The 17,319-nt window shown below is 31.5% G+C and carries 19 protein-coding genes and 1 tRNA gene; 7 read left to right on the forward strand and 13 right to left on the reverse strand.

Going from position 1 to position 17,319, the window contains the following annotated elements:
* Window positions 1-49: 49 nt before the first annotated feature.
* Both ACQY1Q_RS01870 and hutI read right to left on the reverse strand, forming a co-directional pair.
* Window positions 50-1,060 (reverse strand): formimidoylglutamase, encoded by a 1,011-nt coding sequence (locus tag ACQY1Q_RS01870; RefSeq protein WP_431003584.1) that lies wholly within the window; start codon window positions 1,058-1,060, stop codon window positions 50-52.
* Between the two features lie 27 nt (window positions 1,061-1,087).
* Window positions 1,088-2,320, reverse strand: a complete 1,233-nt coding sequence (gene hutI, locus ACQY1Q_RS01875) for an imidazolonepropionase (protein ID WP_431003585.1) — start codon at window positions 2,318-2,320, stop codon at window positions 1,088-1,090.
* Window positions 2,321-2,370: 50 nt separating this feature from the next.
* Here hutI and ACQY1Q_RS01880 point away from each other — a divergent pair, with 50 nt between their 5' ends.
* Window positions 2,371-2,793: a DUF3995 domain-containing protein gene (locus ACQY1Q_RS01880; protein ID WP_431003586.1), complete on the forward strand. Its 423-nt coding sequence runs from the start codon at window positions 2,371-2,373 to the stop codon at window positions 2,791-2,793.
* 54 nt (window positions 2,794-2,847) lie between these two features.
* Here the strand turns inward: ACQY1Q_RS01880 and ACQY1Q_RS01885 are convergent, their stop codons facing one another.
* The 6 genes from ACQY1Q_RS01885 to ACQY1Q_RS01910 form a co-directional block, all read right to left on the reverse strand.
* On the reverse strand, window positions 2,848-3,720 hold the full coding sequence (locus ACQY1Q_RS01885) for a nuclear transport factor 2 family protein (protein ID WP_431003587.1): 873 nt from the start codon (window positions 3,718-3,720) through the stop codon (window positions 2,848-2,850).
* 102 nt (window positions 3,721-3,822) lie between these two features.
* Complete coding sequence (locus tag ACQY1Q_RS01890) at window positions 3,823-4,701, reverse strand: AraC family transcriptional regulator (RefSeq protein ID WP_431003588.1); 879 nt, start codon at window positions 4,699-4,701, stop codon at window positions 3,823-3,825.
* Window positions 4,702-4,713: 12 nt separating this feature from the next.
* Window positions 4,714-5,160, reverse strand: coding sequence for a GNAT family N-acetyltransferase (locus ACQY1Q_RS01895; RefSeq protein ID WP_431003589.1), 447 nt, complete (start codon window positions 5,158-5,160; stop codon window positions 4,714-4,716).
* Window positions 5,161-5,165: 5 nt separating this feature from the next.
* Window positions 5,166-5,474: a DUF6122 family protein gene (locus ACQY1Q_RS01900; RefSeq protein ID WP_431003590.1), complete on the reverse strand. Its 309-nt coding sequence runs from the start codon at window positions 5,472-5,474 to the stop codon at window positions 5,166-5,168.
* Entirely contained in the window at window positions 5,475-6,272 is a 798-nt protein-coding gene (locus ACQY1Q_RS01905) for a TrmH family RNA methyltransferase (protein ID WP_431003591.1), read from the reverse strand.
* 54 nt (window positions 6,273-6,326) lie between these two features.
* Entirely contained in the window at window positions 6,327-6,842 is a 516-nt protein-coding gene (locus ACQY1Q_RS01910; protein WP_431003592.1) for a thioredoxin family protein, read from the reverse strand.
* A 339-nt stretch (window positions 6,843-7,181) separates the two neighbouring features.
* Here ACQY1Q_RS01910 and ACQY1Q_RS01915 point away from each other — a divergent pair, with 339 nt between their 5' ends.
* Both ACQY1Q_RS01915 and msrA read left to right on the forward strand, forming a co-directional pair.
* The gene (locus ACQY1Q_RS01915; RefSeq protein WP_431003593.1) at window positions 7,182-9,629 is read left to right on the forward strand and encodes a M1 family aminopeptidase; all 2,448 of its coding nucleotides are present in this window, start codon (window positions 7,182-7,184) and stop codon (window positions 9,627-9,629) included.
* A 10-nt stretch (window positions 9,630-9,639) separates the two neighbouring features.
* Window positions 9,640-10,275, forward strand: a complete 636-nt coding sequence (gene msrA / locus ACQY1Q_RS01920; protein WP_431003594.1) for a peptide-methionine (S)-S-oxide reductase MsrA — start codon at window positions 9,640-9,642, stop codon at window positions 10,273-10,275.
* A gap of 56 nt (window positions 10,276-10,331) precedes the next feature.
* Here msrA and ACQY1Q_RS01925 read toward each other — a convergent pair whose 3' ends face one another.
* The 5 genes from ACQY1Q_RS01925 to ACQY1Q_RS01945 form a co-directional block, all read right to left on the reverse strand.
* The gene (locus ACQY1Q_RS01925) at window positions 10,332-10,757 is read right to left on the reverse strand and encodes a DUF2147 domain-containing protein (RefSeq protein WP_431003595.1); all 426 of its coding nucleotides are present in this window, start codon (window positions 10,755-10,757) and stop codon (window positions 10,332-10,334) included.
* Window positions 10,758-10,837: 80 nt separating this feature from the next.
* On the reverse strand, window positions 10,838-11,287 hold the full coding sequence (locus ACQY1Q_RS01930) for a hypothetical protein (protein WP_431003596.1): 450 nt from the start codon (window positions 11,285-11,287) through the stop codon (window positions 10,838-10,840).
* 75 nt (window positions 11,288-11,362) lie between these two features.
* Complete coding sequence (locus tag ACQY1Q_RS01935) at window positions 11,363-11,938, reverse strand: Crp/Fnr family transcriptional regulator (protein ID WP_431003597.1); 576 nt, start codon at window positions 11,936-11,938, stop codon at window positions 11,363-11,365.
* Between the two features lie 30 nt (window positions 11,939-11,968).
* Window positions 11,969-12,496, reverse strand: coding sequence for a KdsC family phosphatase (locus ACQY1Q_RS01940; RefSeq protein ID WP_431003598.1), 528 nt, complete (start codon window positions 12,494-12,496; stop codon window positions 11,969-11,971).
* Window positions 12,480-13,232, reverse strand: a complete 753-nt coding sequence (locus tag ACQY1Q_RS01945) for a Rossmann-like and DUF2520 domain-containing protein (protein WP_431003714.1) — start codon at window positions 13,230-13,232, stop codon at window positions 12,480-12,482. The genes ACQY1Q_RS01940 and ACQY1Q_RS01945 overlap by 17 nt, the downstream gene beginning before the upstream one ends.
* A gap of 153 nt (window positions 13,233-13,385) precedes the next feature.
* On the opposite strand from ACQY1Q_RS01945, the gene ACQY1Q_RS01950 reads away from it, so the two are divergent.
* The 4 genes from ACQY1Q_RS01950 (at window position 13,386) to ACQY1Q_RS01965 (ending at window position 17,015) form a co-directional block, all read left to right on the forward strand.
* Window positions 13,386-14,795, forward strand: coding sequence for an MATE family efflux transporter (locus ACQY1Q_RS01950; RefSeq protein WP_431003599.1), 1,410 nt, complete (start codon window positions 13,386-13,388; stop codon window positions 14,793-14,795).
* 76 nt (window positions 14,796-14,871) lie between these two features.
* The gene (locus tag ACQY1Q_RS01955; RefSeq protein ID WP_431003600.1) at window positions 14,872-16,029 is read left to right on the forward strand and encodes a trans-sulfuration enzyme family protein; all 1,158 of its coding nucleotides are present in this window, start codon (window positions 14,872-14,874) and stop codon (window positions 16,027-16,029) included.
* 138 nt (window positions 16,030-16,167) lie between these two features.
* The gene (gene bshB1 / locus ACQY1Q_RS01960; RefSeq protein ID WP_431003601.1) at window positions 16,168-16,884 is read left to right on the forward strand and encodes a bacillithiol biosynthesis deacetylase BshB1; all 717 of its coding nucleotides are present in this window, start codon (window positions 16,168-16,170) and stop codon (window positions 16,882-16,884) included.
* A gap of 55 nt (window positions 16,885-16,939) precedes the next feature.
* Window positions 16,940-17,015, forward strand: a tRNA-His gene (locus ACQY1Q_RS01965).
* The last annotated feature ends 304 nt before the right edge of the window (window positions 17,016-17,319 follow it).

Raw genomic sequence — 17,319 nt, forward strand, 5'->3', positions numbered from 1 at the left:
TTACTATAATGTATGTTTTTATTCTCATAGAAATAATAAAGGAAAGCTTTTATTGGCTTTCCTTTGCTTTTATAAAATCAGCTATTAAATAGCTAATAAATTTACCTACCTGAATAGCAGTTGTAGGTTCATTTTTTACTATTGGTGCACCTTCACATATATGCAGGTAAGCTGAATGACTGTTTTTAGCTAAATTATACACAAACTGACGTGCTTGTTGAGGTGTAAAACCACTTGGAGTCATAGCACTACTAGGAAAATATTGAATACAATCTAAATCTATTTCAATACCAAAAGGAGTATTGGTAATAAAACTTTCAGCACGTTGTAATTCATTTTTAAAAGTAGTTACATTGTATACTTCTAACTCTTCAAATGTTGTATATTCTAAATTCATGCTGTTATGAATTTTTTCAAATATATATTGAGGAGTGTAGTTCTCGTGTAAACCAAACATAAAGTATTTGTCTAAATACCCTTCTGCTAAAGCATACGAAAAACCGTTACCACTATGACGTTCTTCTAAACGACGTAAATCTGTATGAGCATCTAAATTAATAGCGTTAACAAGAGATTTTTTAGCTAATGAAAGTCCTTTAATATTTCCGTAAGCATTATTATGCCCACCGCCAATAATTATGGGAGTTTTTCCACATTCAATTAGTAATTGAATTAGAGTAGAAAGTTCCGTATCTATTGCTTTTACTAATAAATCACCTTTTTCCTTGTCTGTACTATCAAAATCTACCACATCATCTAAACAATCTAAATAGCCAAGAACTAAAATGCTGTCACCTTTTATAAATTGATTTTGTTGCGTGTTTAAAAAAGCTTTTAGTGCAGGAATAAAACCCGTATGAGCTCCGCCATTACCACCATTCATACGTACTCCAATATCTTCCGGAACTCCAAGAATGACAAAAGTAGCTGAAGATTTTTCAAGCTCATCTTTTAACGGTTTTTTCGAGTTAAGTACAGCAACACATTCTCCCAGTTTAATTTCACCTTCACGTGTGTTGGTAAAATCGTTAATAGTGTCTTGATTAAAAATTGTTAACATAAGCTATGAAAATTGACGATACACAAATTAAACCTGTTGTCCATTAATGAAAACGGAATCTATTAAGTTAGAGCCAAAACTATAAGGAATAAAACCGTAAGAAGGTATTTCTTTGGTAAGAATAAAGTTGGCTTTTTTACCAAGGGTAATACTTCCTACTTCATCAGATAGATTCATGGCATAAGCTCCGTTAATTGTGGCAGAATTAATAGCTTCTTCAGGAGTCATTTTCATTTTAATACAAGCGGTAGCTACTACAAAATTCATGTTACCGGATGGAGTAGACCCTGGGTTAAAATCTGTAGCTAAAGCTAAAGGTAATCCGGCATTTATAATATCTCGGGCCGGAGTATACGGAATACTTAAAAAGTAAGAACAAGAAGGAAGAGCAACCGGCATTGTATCGGAGTTCTTTAACGCTTCAATATCTTCTTTATTCATTACTTCAAGATGATCAACAGACAAAGCATTGTGTTTAACACTCACCTGTACGCCACCAATGGTTGTAAACTGATTTACATGAACTTTAGGAATTAGTCCGTATTGTTGAGCAGCAGTTAAAATCTTGTCTGTGTCTTCAACTGAGAAGTAACCTGTTTCACAAAAAGCATCTACAAAATCAGCTAAATTTTCACTAGCCACTTTAGGAAGCATTTCATTAATAATTAAATTAATATACCCTTCTTTGTTGTTTTTATATTCAGCAGGAAAAGCATGAGCTCCTAAGAACGTTGCTTTTATAGGTAGGTTATAATTCTCTTTTAAACGTTGTATAACTCGCAATATTTTTAATTCCGCTTCAACTGTTAATCCGTAACCTGATTTAATTTCAACGGCTCCGGTACCTAAGGCGATAATTTCTTCTAGTCGTTTAGCAGATTGTTGATATAATTCTTCTTCTGAAGTTGCTTGTAGTTTTTTAGCTGAGTTAAGAATACCACCTCCGTTATTAGCAATTTCTTCATAGGTTAATCCGTTAATACGATCAACAAACTCTTGCTCTCTGTTACCGGCATATACTATGTGGGTATGTGAGTCACACCAAGATGGCAGAATCATTTTACCGGTACAATCTATAATTTTATCTGCAGTAGAAGGGGCATTTTTCATTTCACCATATCCTGCAATTATATCGTTATTAAGTAATAAATAAGCATTTTTAATAGTAGGCACTGTTTTCATATCATTACCTGCTACTTTTTTTATAGAAGTATCTCTTACTTGAAGTAATTCTTTGATATTTATCAATAAAGTTGTCATGTGTTGTTCTTAAATTTGACGTAACAAACTTACATTAAAAAGGACAAACTATGGTTAATTTTTTAGGATTGATAGGTGCAATTATCTTACTGTTTATTTCATTAATTCACTTTTATTGGGCTTTTGGAGGTAAATGGGGAATTAAAAGTGTGATTCCTTCTGTAGAAAATGAAAAAAAAGTATTTGAACCCGGATGGTTGGCTACTGTTATAGTAGCTATTGTTATGTTAGGTTGCTCTTTATTGTATGCTGAAGGAAGTAATTTTATAGAGGTTACATTTATAAGCAAAAATGTAATCAAGTATACAGTTATGATTTTTAGTGTTATTTTTATGTTGAGAGCATTGGGTGATTTTAAATACGTAGGCTTTTTCAAAAAAATAAAAAATACACCATTTGCTGTAAATGATACTCGTTACTATTCTCCTTTATGCTTATTTTTGGGAAGTATTGGTTTATTAATGTCTTTTTAAAAAGCCAGATTACTGTATAGTAACCTGACTATTTTTAGTTAACATAATATGTGGTTAAAACATACCGTTGGTATGTGCCATTTGTTCAGGTATTTCCTGAATTACATCCCAATGTTCAACAATTTTACTGTTTTCTAATCTAAATAAATCGTAAAAAGCATGCGGTTTTCCATGCCATTCACCTTCACTCATGGTCAATACAAAATTTCCTTCCCCTAATACCTTATGAACTTTTTTGTAAACAAACATATCATTTTGAGAAACCAAATAGTTAATAGCTTTATTTAAACCTTCTAATCCGTCACCAATACTAGTGTTATGTTGATGGTATTTATCAGAGTTTATATAATCGGTAATTTTAGCAGGGTTTACACCAAATAGAACATCGTTTACAAAATTTTTAACAATCGCTTTGTTTTCATCAGTTTTATCTAAGTCGGTAATCTCTGTAGGTCCGTCAAACTGACTTCTTCCGCTAACCGTTTGTTGTACTAACGGGGTAACGGCATCCCAATGCTCAGCTATTTTGTTATTATCTATACGCCAAACATCAAAAGTAACCACTTCTTTAGCACCAAAAGCCTGAGCGTTATCATAAGTGTTATGCATTACTATAAAGTTACCGTCTTGTAACATACGATGCGTTTTACTGGTTGTTCCTGCTTGTTTTAATAAAGGGAGAAAGTTTAAAACAGGCGCTATACCCGTAGGTACATGAGGATTGTGCTGAATGTAATTTTCAGAAAAATAGGTTAAAATACCTTCTTTATTATGGGTATTGAAAAAAGATTCTTGTGCTTTTTCAGCTAACGGTTTTAAATTTGTAGTTTCCATTTTTGTTTTAGTGTTAATTTTAAAATTTGAATTTTTTAAATTACTGCAACTTGTTGTTATTACTAATAAAAACAATAGTTTAATTGACTTCATTTTGTATAAGTTTATAAGATGAATAAATCGGATACAAAAATGGAAAGCTTTGTTCTTATAAAAATTATATAAATAAAACTTTAAACTGTAAAAATGGGAAAGTTAATGGTTTTTGTCTCTGAATTGCTCAGGTGTAAGAGTGGTATGACGTTTAAAGTATTTGTAAAAGTTTGAAGTTTCTTCAAAACCGGTTAAATAGGCTATTTCTTTTATTGGAGAATGTGTGTTGAGTAGTAATCGTTTTATTTGTTTTATGTGTATATCATCAATAAATACCTTGGCAGATTGATTAATAATACTTTGAGTAATGGTATTAAGAGTTTTGGTAGAAATATTCATTTTAGAAGCGTAATAACTTACTTTAGTATGCTTGGATATGTTTTTTTCAACCATTTCTTGAAATATGATAAACTCATTCAAATATTTCTTACTGTGTATTACTTGATTACTTTTTGATTTTATTCTATATAATTTGGTAATTAAAATGTGTAATTCGCTTCTTATAATACTTAAAGAATAATCATCTTTTATGGTAAAGTATTCTGAGTTAATTCGTTCAATACTTTCGTTAATTTCATGAAGTTCTTTTAAAGTTAATTGAATTTTAGGCTCCCCTAAGAGCTCATTAAATAACTGTAGGGTTTTATAATTTTCTACTTTTTCTAGGTAAGAAACGAGAAAGTTATCGGTAAATAATAGTAGGTTACCTTGTACAGAATTGTTAATGTGGAATTTATGAATTTGGTCTTTTCGAATGGTAAAAAGAGTTCCTTTTTCATAATTGTATTGAGTAAAATCTATAGTATGCATACCGGTTCCTTCCTGAATAAGTATAATCATATAAAATTCTACCGTTTGAAGTTGTGTAAAAGATGTTTCAAGATTTTTACGAGTAAACAGTTCATTTAAATCAAGAATGTCAAACTCAGATTTAGGGTATTGTTGGTTATGAAATTTTATATGAACAGTACTGTCTTTCATTTACCGTAAAAACTAGCTTTTTACTAATTCCATATGTAAAATAGGATAAGGTTTTCCGGTCCCGTCCAATTCAGATCTGCTTATAGTTTTGAAACCGTAATGTTGATAAAACCCAATTGCTTGCTCATTTTGCTCGTTAACATCTACTTTATGAACAGAAAAGTTTTCAAAGGCATAGGTTAGTAGCTTTTTCCCAATTTTTTGACCACGATAGTCAGGATGGATAAAAAGCATTTCTAAACTGTTTTCATGAATTCCTGAAAAACCTACAATTTGTTGATTGTTATTTTTAATACAACGAAGTTCAACAGCATCTAGGTATTCATTTAAAATAAGAGGTTTAAAATAAAGAATATCTTCTTCTTTTAAAAAATGATGAGTTGCTCTTACAGAGGCTTCCCATAGCTCAACTATTTCTACATAGTTTTCTTTAGATACGTTGCATATTTCGTTTTTCATATTTTTTACATAAGTAAACAATCTACATAGTCTGTAAAGATATGAAAAAGCAACCCTAAACTTATGAGGCGATAAGGTTTTTTAAAAAAGAGGAGTATTAAATAAAGTATAACAGCATAATAGGTATGAAGCGGGTGAAACTGAATACTACATCGATTGGATTGAAAAATAGGTGTAGCTAATAAATGATCTAAATCGATAAGCATAGTACCTAAAAAAATAAGATATACCTTTTTCCATTCTTTATTAAAAAAGAAAAAAGCAATAAAAAAAGGAGCACCGAAATGCAAAAAATAATGAATTAGAAATCTCATTTAGAGTTTAAAATCTCGTTGGCGTTTTGCTTCAAAAGTTAATATAGCGGCAGCAACAGAAACATTCATAGAATCTATTTCTCCTTGCATAGGAATATTTATGTTTTGGGTAGCTCTATCTCTCCAAATTTGAGTTAAACCTGTGGCTTCAGTACCTACTACTAAGGCAGTAGCTTTTGTATAATCATTTTTATGGTACTCATTTGAATTTTGAAGAGTAGCACTATATATATTAATGTTCTGTGATTCTAAAAAAGAACAAATTTCTTCTGAAGTACCTACAGCAATAGTATTTGTAAATAGACAACCTACACTAGATCGTACAATATTAGGATTAAACAGATCTGTTTTAGGATTGGCAATAAAAACAGCATCTAAACAAGCAGCATCAGCTGTACGTAGCATGGCACCTATATTTCCGGGTTTTTCAATACCTTCTAATACCAATACCAATGGAGTAGTTGTTGAAAAAGTAACCTGCTTAAGGTTAAAATCTTTCGTTTTAACAACTGCAATAACCCCTTCAGTAGAATCTCTGTAAGCTAACTTTTGATAAACATCTTTAGTAATTTCTATACTTATTGAGGGGGATATACCAAACTCAGTAATTTGTTCTTCAGTAAAAAGAGAAGGTTCAAATAAAAGCGTATCTATTTCATATCCTCCTTTTAAAGCCAAGCTTATCTCACGTTTTCCTTCAATTAAGAATAATCCGTTTTTTTTGCGCTCTCTTGATTTTTCTTGAAGCTTAAGAAGCTCTTTGATGTATGAATTTTGAGTACTGCTTATTGTTTTCATGCAGCAAAAATACCATTAAGTATGTAAATACAAATGAAAGATGATTGCTTTTATTTATCTTCTTTTAAACTCAAGAGTAATAGCGTCAAGTTCTGCTTGAGATAAATTTGAGGTGTTTTTTAATTTTGAAATAAACTCATGAATTTCTTCTCTGGTAGCAGGGCAACCTAAATTTTCTCCTTTTGAGTTAAATGACTTTTCAATTAAATTTCCATTAGCATCAAGAATAACCCAAAAAGGTAACCCGGCAGTATCGCCGTTTTGTTTTTTTAATAGCTCATTTGCGCCGGGATTTTCAAGATGTTTGTTATTTTTTGATTCCTTTACAGTAAGATTAACAGTAACATACTCTTTATCAAATAAATCTTTACAAGCGTCGCTTTTCATTTGTTTATCCATCTTTTTGCACCAAGTACACCAAGAAGCACCATATTTAATAAATACATTTTTATGTTCTTTTTGTGCTTTTACCAATGCTTTTTCTAGAAGAATGTTAGCATGCTCTTGTGCCAGAATTTGGTTTGTAAATAGAATACCAAAAACAAAAACAATAATACATTTCAATTTCATAAGAATATTTTAATTTAAGAATCAGTTACGAAGGTAATTAAAATTATAATAACGAAATATATAGAAAAGCACTCTTTACCTACTTTAGTTAGATAAAGGCTGCAATAATTTTTGAAAAAGAAACAATTAAAAGATTTAGGATAGGTTCTATTCTTAAAACGATGTTTTTCAATAGTTACTGTTTTTTATTGTTAAAAAGTTGTTAATCAGTAAATAATTAAAATGTAGCGGCTTTGTTGTCCGTTTACAAGAGTTCCTTTTAACGGCTCATTAACAAGCCAAACACCTTATTTTCTTATCTTTGATGTTTACATATAATAAAAAATAACGAAGAGATTTATGAAGTTTTTTAAAGCTATTGTTTTACTGTGTTTTTTAACCTTAAATTATTCTTTTATTCAGGCTCAACAAGTGTATAAAGCCGAAAGAGAAAAAGTACATAACTTAATACATACAAAATTAAAAGTTGACTTTAACTTTCAGGATAAAGAAATGCATGGTGAAGAGTGGGTAACACTAAAACCCCATTTTTATGAAACCGATAAAGTTATGTTAGATGCTAAAGCAATGCTGATTCATAAAGTAACTATGAATGATAAACCATTGGCATATAATTATGATGATTTTAAATTGACTATTGATTTACCACGTAGTTATAAAAGAAATGAGGAGTTTACCATCTATATAAAATATACTGCTCGTCCGGAAAAAGTAAAACAAAAAGGAAGTGCCGCTATAACTTCAGCTAAAGGATTATACTTTATTAATTCAACAGGATTAGATAAAGATAAACCAATGCAAATATGGACACAGGGTGAAACAGAAGCTAGTAGCTGTTGGTTTCCTACCATTGATGCGCCAAATCAAAAAACCTCACAAGAAATTTATATAACGGTTCCTAATAAATATGTAACGCTTTCTAATGGAAAATTGGAAAACCAAAAGAAAAATGCAGACGGAACAAGAACCGATTATTGGAATTTTACACAAAAACATGCGCCATATTTGTTTTTTATGGGAGTAGGAGAGTACGAGGTAATTAAAGATACCTATAAAAATATTCCGGTAGATTATTATGTAGAAAAAAAATATGCTCCGTATGCAAAAGATATTTTTGGAAACACTCCGGAAATGTTAGCTTTCTTTTCAAAAATTACAGGAATTGACTATCCTTGGAATAAATATTCGCAAATAGTTGGTAGAGATTATGTAAGCGGCGCTATGGAAAATACAACGGCAGTGATTCATGGAGAACATGCCTATCAAATGCCGGGGCAGTTAATAGATGAAAACACCCATGAAAACACCATAGCACATGAAGCTTTTCATCATTGGTTTGGTGATTTAGTAACTGCGGAAAGTTGGAGTAATTTAACGGTAAATGAAAGTTTTGCTAATTATAGCGAATACTTATGGACAGAGCATAAATATGGAAAAAATGAAGCAGATGCGCATCTTTTTGAAGAAGTTGAAGCTTATAAAAACGGACAAAATTATGATAAACATTTAGTACGTTTTTATTATGAAGATAAAGAAGATATGTTTGATGCTGTTAGCTATAATAAAGGAGGAGCTATTTTACATATGCTAAGAAATTACTTGGGAAACGAAGCGTTTTTTGAAGGATTACACACGTATTTGTCAGATAATAAATACGGAACTGGTGAAGCGCATCAATTACGATTGGCTTTTGAAAAAGTAAGCGGAAAAGATTTAAATTGGTTTTTTAACCAATGGTATTTTAATAGCGGGCACCCTAAATTGGATATTTCTTATGACTATAATAAATTAAGAAAAACGGTTACTGTAAATATCATTCAAACACAAGCAAACGAATTTAAATTTCCTTTAGCTATTGATGTTTTTGAAGGAAATAAAAAAACACGTCATCATGTTTTTATTGAAGGAAAAGACGCATCATTTATTTTACCGTTTACAACACAACCAAACTTAGTTCAGGTGAATGCCGATGGGGTTTTGTTATGTGATATTCGTGAAAATAAAGTGTTGAGCGATTATATTTATCAACTAAAACATGCTGAAAATTTTGTTCATAAACGCGAAGCTTTATTAGAAGTAGCAAAAAAACAAGAAGAGAGAGAGGCTTTTGAAGCCATGGCAGAAGCTTTAGATGACGATTTTTATAAAATCAGAATGTTAGCCCTTGAACATATTGATTTGATTAATAAATATGCTAAAAAAAGCGTAATAGCTAAAATACAAAAGATAGCTATGAACGACCCTAAAACATTGGTACAAGCGGGGGCTATTGAAACCTTAGGAAAATTAACGGATCCGGAATTAAAACCTGTTTTTGAAAAAGGATTACAAAGCAAGTCGTACGCTGTTCTTGGAAAATCATTAGTAGGGATGTATTATGTAGATAAGCAACAAGCGGTTCAAAAATCAAAAACACTACCCTTAGAAGTTAAAAAAATAATAGCAACTCCTTTAACACGAATTTATTTAGAAGAAAATGATGACGATGAATTAAATTTTATTGCAAGTAATGTAATGTCAGGCATGTTTTTGAGTCAAAATAAACAAATACAAACATTATATAAAAAGGCATACGATAAAATTGCCAAGAGTAATAATTCAAAAGCAATTAATAATTTAGTTGATGACATCGTGGCTAAAGGGTTACAGTATAAGCAATATAATTTTGATAAGGTAGGTATTAACATGCTAAGAGATATGGTTCAATTACAAAAAAATGCCAATGTACCTAATGAACATCAAAATATAGAAATTATAAAAACAGGCATCGCTAAATTATTAGAATAATTAATAATTTATGAGAATGTTAAAAATTACAACGTCATTAGTATTCGTACTAGTTTTATCGGGTTTTACTCTTAAACCTAAGAAAGAAAGAGTGGTAGAGAAAACAAATCAAAAACAAGCAGTAGCTTATTTTGCAAGCGGCTGTTTTTGGTGTGTAGAGGCTGTTTTTGAAAGTGTAAAAGGAGTTAAAGAAGCCGTTTCAGGATATGCAGGAGGACATTCAAGTAATCCAACATACCAGAAGGTAGGTTCGGGAAGTACAGGGCATGCCGAGGCTGTAGCGGTTTATTACAATCCGGATGTAGTAAGTTTTCAAACATTGGTTGATGTTTTTTTCGGGTCACAAGACCCTACAACAGTAAACGGTCAATACCCTGATTATGGAACACAATACAGATCCATAGCGTTTTATCAGAATGCAAAAGAAAAAGAAATTATTGAACACACGATAGAAAAATTAAATAAAGAAGTATATAATGGAAAAATAGCCACAGAAGTCGTAAAATTTACGAAGTTTTATAAGGCTGAAGAATATCATCAAAATTATGAACGTTTGCATCCTGAAAATCCATATGTACAAAAAGTATCAATTCCCAGATTGAATAGATTTAAAAGGAAATTTCCACATTTACTGAAAGATATGTAATAAAAAAGCCGATACTAACATTGAGTATCGGCTTTTTTATTTTTTATATTAGTTTATTAATCTTTTTTATACCAGTAAGCTGTTCTTCCAAGCAAAGAAAAACCAATATATCCGCGTATTTTTAACTTAGAATCATTTTCTAATTTAATATAACATTTGTATTCTTTTCCGTTTTTAGGATCCAGAATTTTTCCACCACTCCATTCATCACCATCTTTTTCTAACCCCGATAAAATATCCATTCCCAAAATAGCTTTATTTTTACGCTTTCCGTTACATTTATCGCATACTGCATTTTGACGATCTTTATCGGTAATTTCTACTATTTTAGCATACGCTTTTCCATCTTTTTCATAAACCTCAATAACGCTGTCTACTTTATTAGTTGCTTCGTCTCTGTTTTCCCATTTTCCAAAAATAGATTGAGCATTCATATTAAAGGCAATACCTGTAAGTAGTAAAGTAAAAACTAATTTTTTCATATGTTATCGTATAATTTTTGTTATTTATATAGTATTAGCAGATTTCGTACCAATCTGATATCATTAATTAAAATTCAAATTTAATTCTTTATTAACAAAAACAAAGAACATAAAAAGGCAATTGATTCCAGACTAATTCGAGTCCAATGCCAATACTCCCATTTTTTTAAAGCGTAAGGGAGTTCATTATCATGGATACTTCTATTAGCAAAATTTTTGTTAGCACGTTTAAAATACACAAAATATGTTATAAAAAAGCCTAAAGTGCATGTCCCCATGATTAATGCAGTCCACTGGAAGGTATTGGAGGATTGAATAATGAGTATAGCTGTGACTAAAGGAATTATGGTAGCTATAATGGTTATAGGAGCGAAAAAACGATATATTTTATTACCATAAGTTTCATGAAGTTGAAAAAAATCATTTGAAGTGAGATTTTTCCAATACGGAACCATAAGTAGAGCCTCTGTTAGTTGTGTACCTAAAAAAAAGCCTAATGAACCTGAAGAAATTGCGATTAAAATATTCATAATTGTAGTTTTAATTTCACTACAAATTTGAAGAACCGTTACGAGCATTTCAATTACATATGTAAATAGAATTAATTACAAGTGAAGAAGTTTTTTTCTAATTCTACTTAATTGAGTTCTTGAAATACCAAGATAAGAAGCTATATAGTATTGAGGAATAATTGATTCTAATCCAGGAAACCGCTCTTTCATTATTAAATACCTTTTATCTGCATCGAGGAGAGCCATTTCAATTTCTTTCTGTTCTTTTTCTAAAAAATAATATTCAGCAATTTTTCTACCTAAACGCTCAATTTCCTGATTGCTTTCATACAGTTTTTCGATTTCAGAATATTCAGCTGTTAAAATAGTACAGTTGCTAAGTGCTTGTTGAGCTATTTTATTAGGTTGTTTAGTAAGTAAGGAAGTATATGCGCCTATTATGGAAGGACCAACAAAAAATTGTTTATTATATTCTTTTCCTGCTTGATTAAGAAAATATGCTCGAACAATCCCATTCTCAAGAAAACCAATTTGTCGAGCATATTCTCCTTCTCGAACAAAGAACTCATTTTTCTTTAATTCAAGAGGATGGAAACACTTTTTTAACTTATTAAATGTTTCTTCTTTTAAATAACATATATTACCAATGTATTCTTTAAGCCCACTCATTGATATTTAAAAGATAATTAATTAATAGGTTTAGTCATACTGTGCGTCAAAATTATCATTCCATTTTTTCTGAACTCTCATAACCTGTTCAATAATATCTCTAACACAGCCTTCACCGCCTTTTTTGTCTGAAATGTATTTAGCAATTTGTTGAATTTCTCTTGCTCCGTCATTTGGACTGCATGGCATACCCACTACTTTCATAACAGGATAATCGGGTAAATCATCACCCATATAAAGCACATTTTCAGGAGTTAAATTATACTTTTCAACCAATTCATTAAACTGCTCCATTTTATTATGAGCTCCTAAGTAAATATCAGAAATCCCTAAGTTGGCCAAACGAGTTCTAACCCCCTCATTGGTACCTCCTGAAATAATACAAACACGATAACCTGCATTTACAGCCGCTTTTAAAGCAAAACCATCTTTTATATTCATGTTTCTAATAAGTTCTCCGTTAGGCATAATGGTAATCATTCCATTAGTCAACACTCCATCAACATCAAAAATTAAAGTATCTATTTGCGGAAGTATTTCTTTATAACTTTTCTCCATGTATAATTGAATCTGTTAGTAATTTATATATTTCTTGTTGTTTTGTAGTTAATAAATCTAAATGATTTTTTATGGTTTCAGTATCTCTTCTTTTGGCCGGTCCGGTTTGAGCTTCTTTAGGAGATAACTCTTGTATTTTTAACGCTGTTTCTTTTATTAACGGATGTAATATTTCAAAAGGAACATGGTGTTGATCACAAATATCATTCCCAATAGCATATAAATGATTGGTAAAGTTATTTACAAAAACAGCAGCCACATGTAAACACCTGCGTTGTTCAGAATTTATGTGATACACTTTTTTCCCAATAGCTAATGACAATTGTTCAAGAAGTTTTACATCTTCTGAATTTTCAGCTTCCAGACAAAACGGAATTTCATCAAAATTTACTTTTTTGTTTTTTGAGAAACTCTGTAACATGTAAAAAATTCCTTTTCTTCCTTTATTTTTTAAAGAAGCCATTGAAGCACTTCCGGAAGTATGTACCACAAGGCCAGATGTATGTATTTTAGAAGAAACATCACTAATAGCATTATCAGAAACAGCAATAATATATACGTCTGCTTCTTCTAAAAAAGTCAAGTTATTTATAATAGAAATTTGATGGCTAAATAGTGCAACTTGTTCCGTATTTCTGGCATACACTTGTAATAACTGAACAGTTTTAGAATGTAAAAAAGCTTGAATGAGGTGATTAGCAACATTTCCACCACCAATAATAACAACTCTAATCATAATAGCGAAGATATTGATTTTATTTAATAGCTTTTCGTTAATTTTTTGCATATTTGCAGCATTATGATTGTTTAAGTTTACCCACAGACCTGTTTTAAAATCTAAGACCTTAATACTAAGGTCAATTATTCTTTATATAAAATTTTAACAATAATGACTGATAACAATCAAACTTCAAAAGAAAATATATTCACACTTTTTAAAGACGCTATACTAGGAAAACAAGAAGATTTTACACAAGGAAGTATTAAAAAAGCAGTTTTCATGCTTTCCATTCCTATGATTTTGGAAATGTTAATGGAATCTATCTTTGCCTTGGTAGATATTGTCTATGTATCAAGAGTAAGTGTAAATGCAGTAGCTACTGTTGGACTTACAGAATCAGTATTAACATTGGTATATGCGGTAGCTATAGGGTTAAGTATGGCAGCAACAGCAATGGTTGCCAGAAGAATAGGAGAGAAAGACCCTAAGAAGGCAAGTGAAACCGCAGTTCAGGTTATTTTTTTAGGAATACTTATTTCTGTGGTCATAAGTATAATAGGAATTCTCTATCCAAGAGAAATACTGGAGTTAATGGGAGGCGAGCCTAAATTAATTGAAGAAGGATATGGTTATACCAGAATATTACTGGGAGGTAATATAACGGTAATGCTTTTATTTTTAATTAATGCTATTTTTAGAGGAGCCGGAAATGCTTCTATTGCTATGTGGACCTTAATTGTTTCCAATGGATTGAATATTATTTTAGACCCTATTTTTATTTTCGGATTAGGTCCTGTTCCTGCGTATGGAGTTGAAGGAGCTGCCATAGCGACAACCACAGGTAGAGGAGTAGCAGTGGTGATACAATTATTGGTACTGTTTTTTGGTTCTGGAAAGATAAAAATAGCCTTACAAAGTTTAAAATTACAGGTGGCGCTTATTTTCGAAATTATAAAAGTATCCTTAGGAGGTATCGGGCAATTTATTATTGGTACTTCAAGTTGGGTGTTTTTAATGCGAATTATGTCAGAATTCGGAAGCGAGGTTTTAGCAGGATATACCATTGCCATACGTATTATGTTATTTACTCTAATGCCTGCTTGGGGAATGAGCAATGCTGCGGCAACTTTAGTAGGCCAGAATTTAGGAGCTAAACAACCGGAACGCGCTGAAAAATCAGTATGGATTACCAGTAAATATTGCGCTTATTTTATGGGATCGGTATCGGTAATCTATATCATATTTGCCCCTACATTTTTAGGTTGGTTTTCTAATAGTGAAGAGGTGATTACCAATGGTGCCTTATGCTTGCAAGTTATGGCAGCAGGATATATAGCTTATGCTTACGGAATGGTGGTCATTCAATCATTCAATGGTTCCGGAGATACCAAAACACCAACATTGATTAATTTTGTTTGTTTTTGGTTATTTCAATTGCCTTTTGCTTATGTAATGGCTATAGTGTTAGACTTTGGACCCAAAGGTGTATTTTGGGCAATTACTGTAGCGGAGGTTCTCATAGCGATTATTGGAATTTGGTTGTTTAAAAAAGGAAAATGGAAAACAGTTAAGGTGTAAAGTAGTTTTTGTAAATTAGCTATAAAAGTTCTGAAAAGAAGTTTTTATGACAGATTTTAAAAACCTTTAACTACCCATGAATACTAAAAACCAATTAGGAATTAATACCATTTGCACTCATGTAGGAGAAATAAAAGACGAGCAGTTCAAAGGAGCTGTTTCGCCTTTGTATATGTCAACTTCGTACCAATTTGATAATGTGGATGTAAAAAGGTATCCTCGCTATTTTAATACACCCAATCAAGAAGCTTTATGCAGAAAAATAGCTGCCTTGGAAAAAACAGAATCAGCTCTAATATTTGGTTCGGGTATGGCGGCTATTAGCACCACATTATTGGCTTTTTTGCAAAAAGGAGATCATGTAGTATTGCAAGAAACATTATATGGTGGAACTTATAATTTTGTAGTAGAAGAATTTCAAAAATTAGGTATAGAGTATTCTTTTACAAACAGTTTGGCTATAGAAGATTTTCAAAAAGCGATGAAGCCAAATACAAAAGTTATTTTTATTGAAACTCCGTCAAACCCTTTATTGAAAATAGTAGATATGCAAGCGGTAGCTAATTTAGCTAAAGCACATAATGTGATTACGATGATTGATAATACCTTCGCATCTCCTATTAATCAAACCCCGATTGATTTCGGAATTGATATTATGATACATTCTGCAACAAAGTATATGGGTGGGCATTCTGATATTCTTGCAGGAGCAGTAGCCGCTTCAGAAAGTCATATAAAACAAGTATGGAATTTAGCTAAAAACTTAGGAGGTAGTTTAAGCGATTTTACCGTTTGGATGTTAGAACGGAGTTTAAAAACGATGAACTTACGAGTAAAACGTCAAAGTAAAAATGCCTTAAAAATGGCAAAATATTTAGAGAAACATCAACATGTTGCTCGTGTGTATTATCCGGGACTAAAATCGCATGAAAACTACGTATTGGCTAAATCTCAAATGAACTATTTTGGAGGAATGTTATCTTTTGAATTAGCAGAAGGAATTGATGCCATGACTTTTCAACGTAATTTGTCCTTAATAAAACCGTCTATGAGTTTAGCAGGAGTTGAAAGTACTATGTTGAGTCCAACACAAACTTCACACGCTTTACTATCTGGAGAAGAAAGAGAAAAGCAAGGCATAAAAGACGGGTTGATTCGGTTTTCAGTAGGAATAGAAGAAACAAAAGATTTAATAGAAGATATTGAACAAGCTTTAAAGAAAACAATACGATAAAATTAAAAGGCTGTATGGCCTTAAAAATAACAGAAAATGAAACCGACATGTTCAAAATAATTATGAACACACAGCAGAATGATTATTTTGAACATCAAAGGTTACATGTGACGATTGAAAAACAATAAATATAAAGACATGAAACTTGATATATTAGCTTTTGGAGCACATCCTGATGATGTGGAATTAGGGTGTAGTGCTACCATAGCCAAAGAAATTGCATTAGGAAAAAAGGTAGGAATCGTTGATTTAACCAGAGGAGAATTAGGAACGAGAGGTTCAGCAGAGTTGCGAGATAAAGAAGCAATGAACGCAGCAGAAATTTTAGGAGTTAGTGTACGAGAAAATTTAGGATTTGCAGATGGCTTTTTTACAAATGATAAAGAACATCAAATGGAGATCATTAAAATGATTCGTAAATACCAACCGGAAATAGTGTTGTGTAATGCAATTGATGATCGACACATTGATCACCCTAAAGGAAGTCAATTAGTGTCTGATGCTTGCTTTTTAAGTGGATTACTAAAAATAGAAACAGAGGTTGATGGACAAGTGCAAGAGAAATGGAGGCCTAAGCAAGTGTATCATTATATTCAATGGAAAAACATAGAACCTGACTTTGTAGTGGATATAACGGGTTATATGGATAAAAAAATAGCTTCCGTAATGGCGTATTCTTCACAGTTTTTTGATCCGAATAGTAAGGAACCGGAAACTCCTATTACCAGTAAAAATTTTACGGATAGTATAGATTATAGAGCTAGAGATTTAGGAAGACTTATAGGAGTGGAATATGCAGAAGGCTTTACGTCAGAACGTTATGTGGCCGTTGAAAATTTAGGTAAATTAATTTAAAAAAATGTTTGGTGGAATTGTAAAAAGGTTATATATTTGCACTCGCAAAACAAATGGTGGTTGTAGCTCAGTTGGTTAGAGCGCTGGATTGTGGTTCCAGAGGTCGCCGGTTCGAACCCGGTCTTCCACCCAAAAAAAGCCCTAGTATATACTAGGGCTTTTTTTGTCAACCCTATAAGATTTACTTCATTCAGAGGGGGCGAGTACAAAAGTTGTGTGTGAATTGCGATTTAATGTTGATTTTTATGGGAAAATATAATTAATGGGATTCTATTATAGATTTATTGAAGGTTTTATTGCCAGAATTGTAGGTTACCTACTTTAATATTATATAACATGAAGAAATTCAAGATACTCTTCATTTATGTTTTGAAGGAAGTGTAGTATATTGATTTATCAAAAGGATGTTGGAAAAGTAAGTAGTTAACGTGTTGT

It is taken from the genome of Tenacibaculum sp. TC6 (assembly GCF_050606265.1).
In the GTDB taxonomy this organism is placed as follows: Bacteria; Bacteroidota; Bacteroidia; order Flavobacteriales; family Flavobacteriaceae; genus Polaribacter.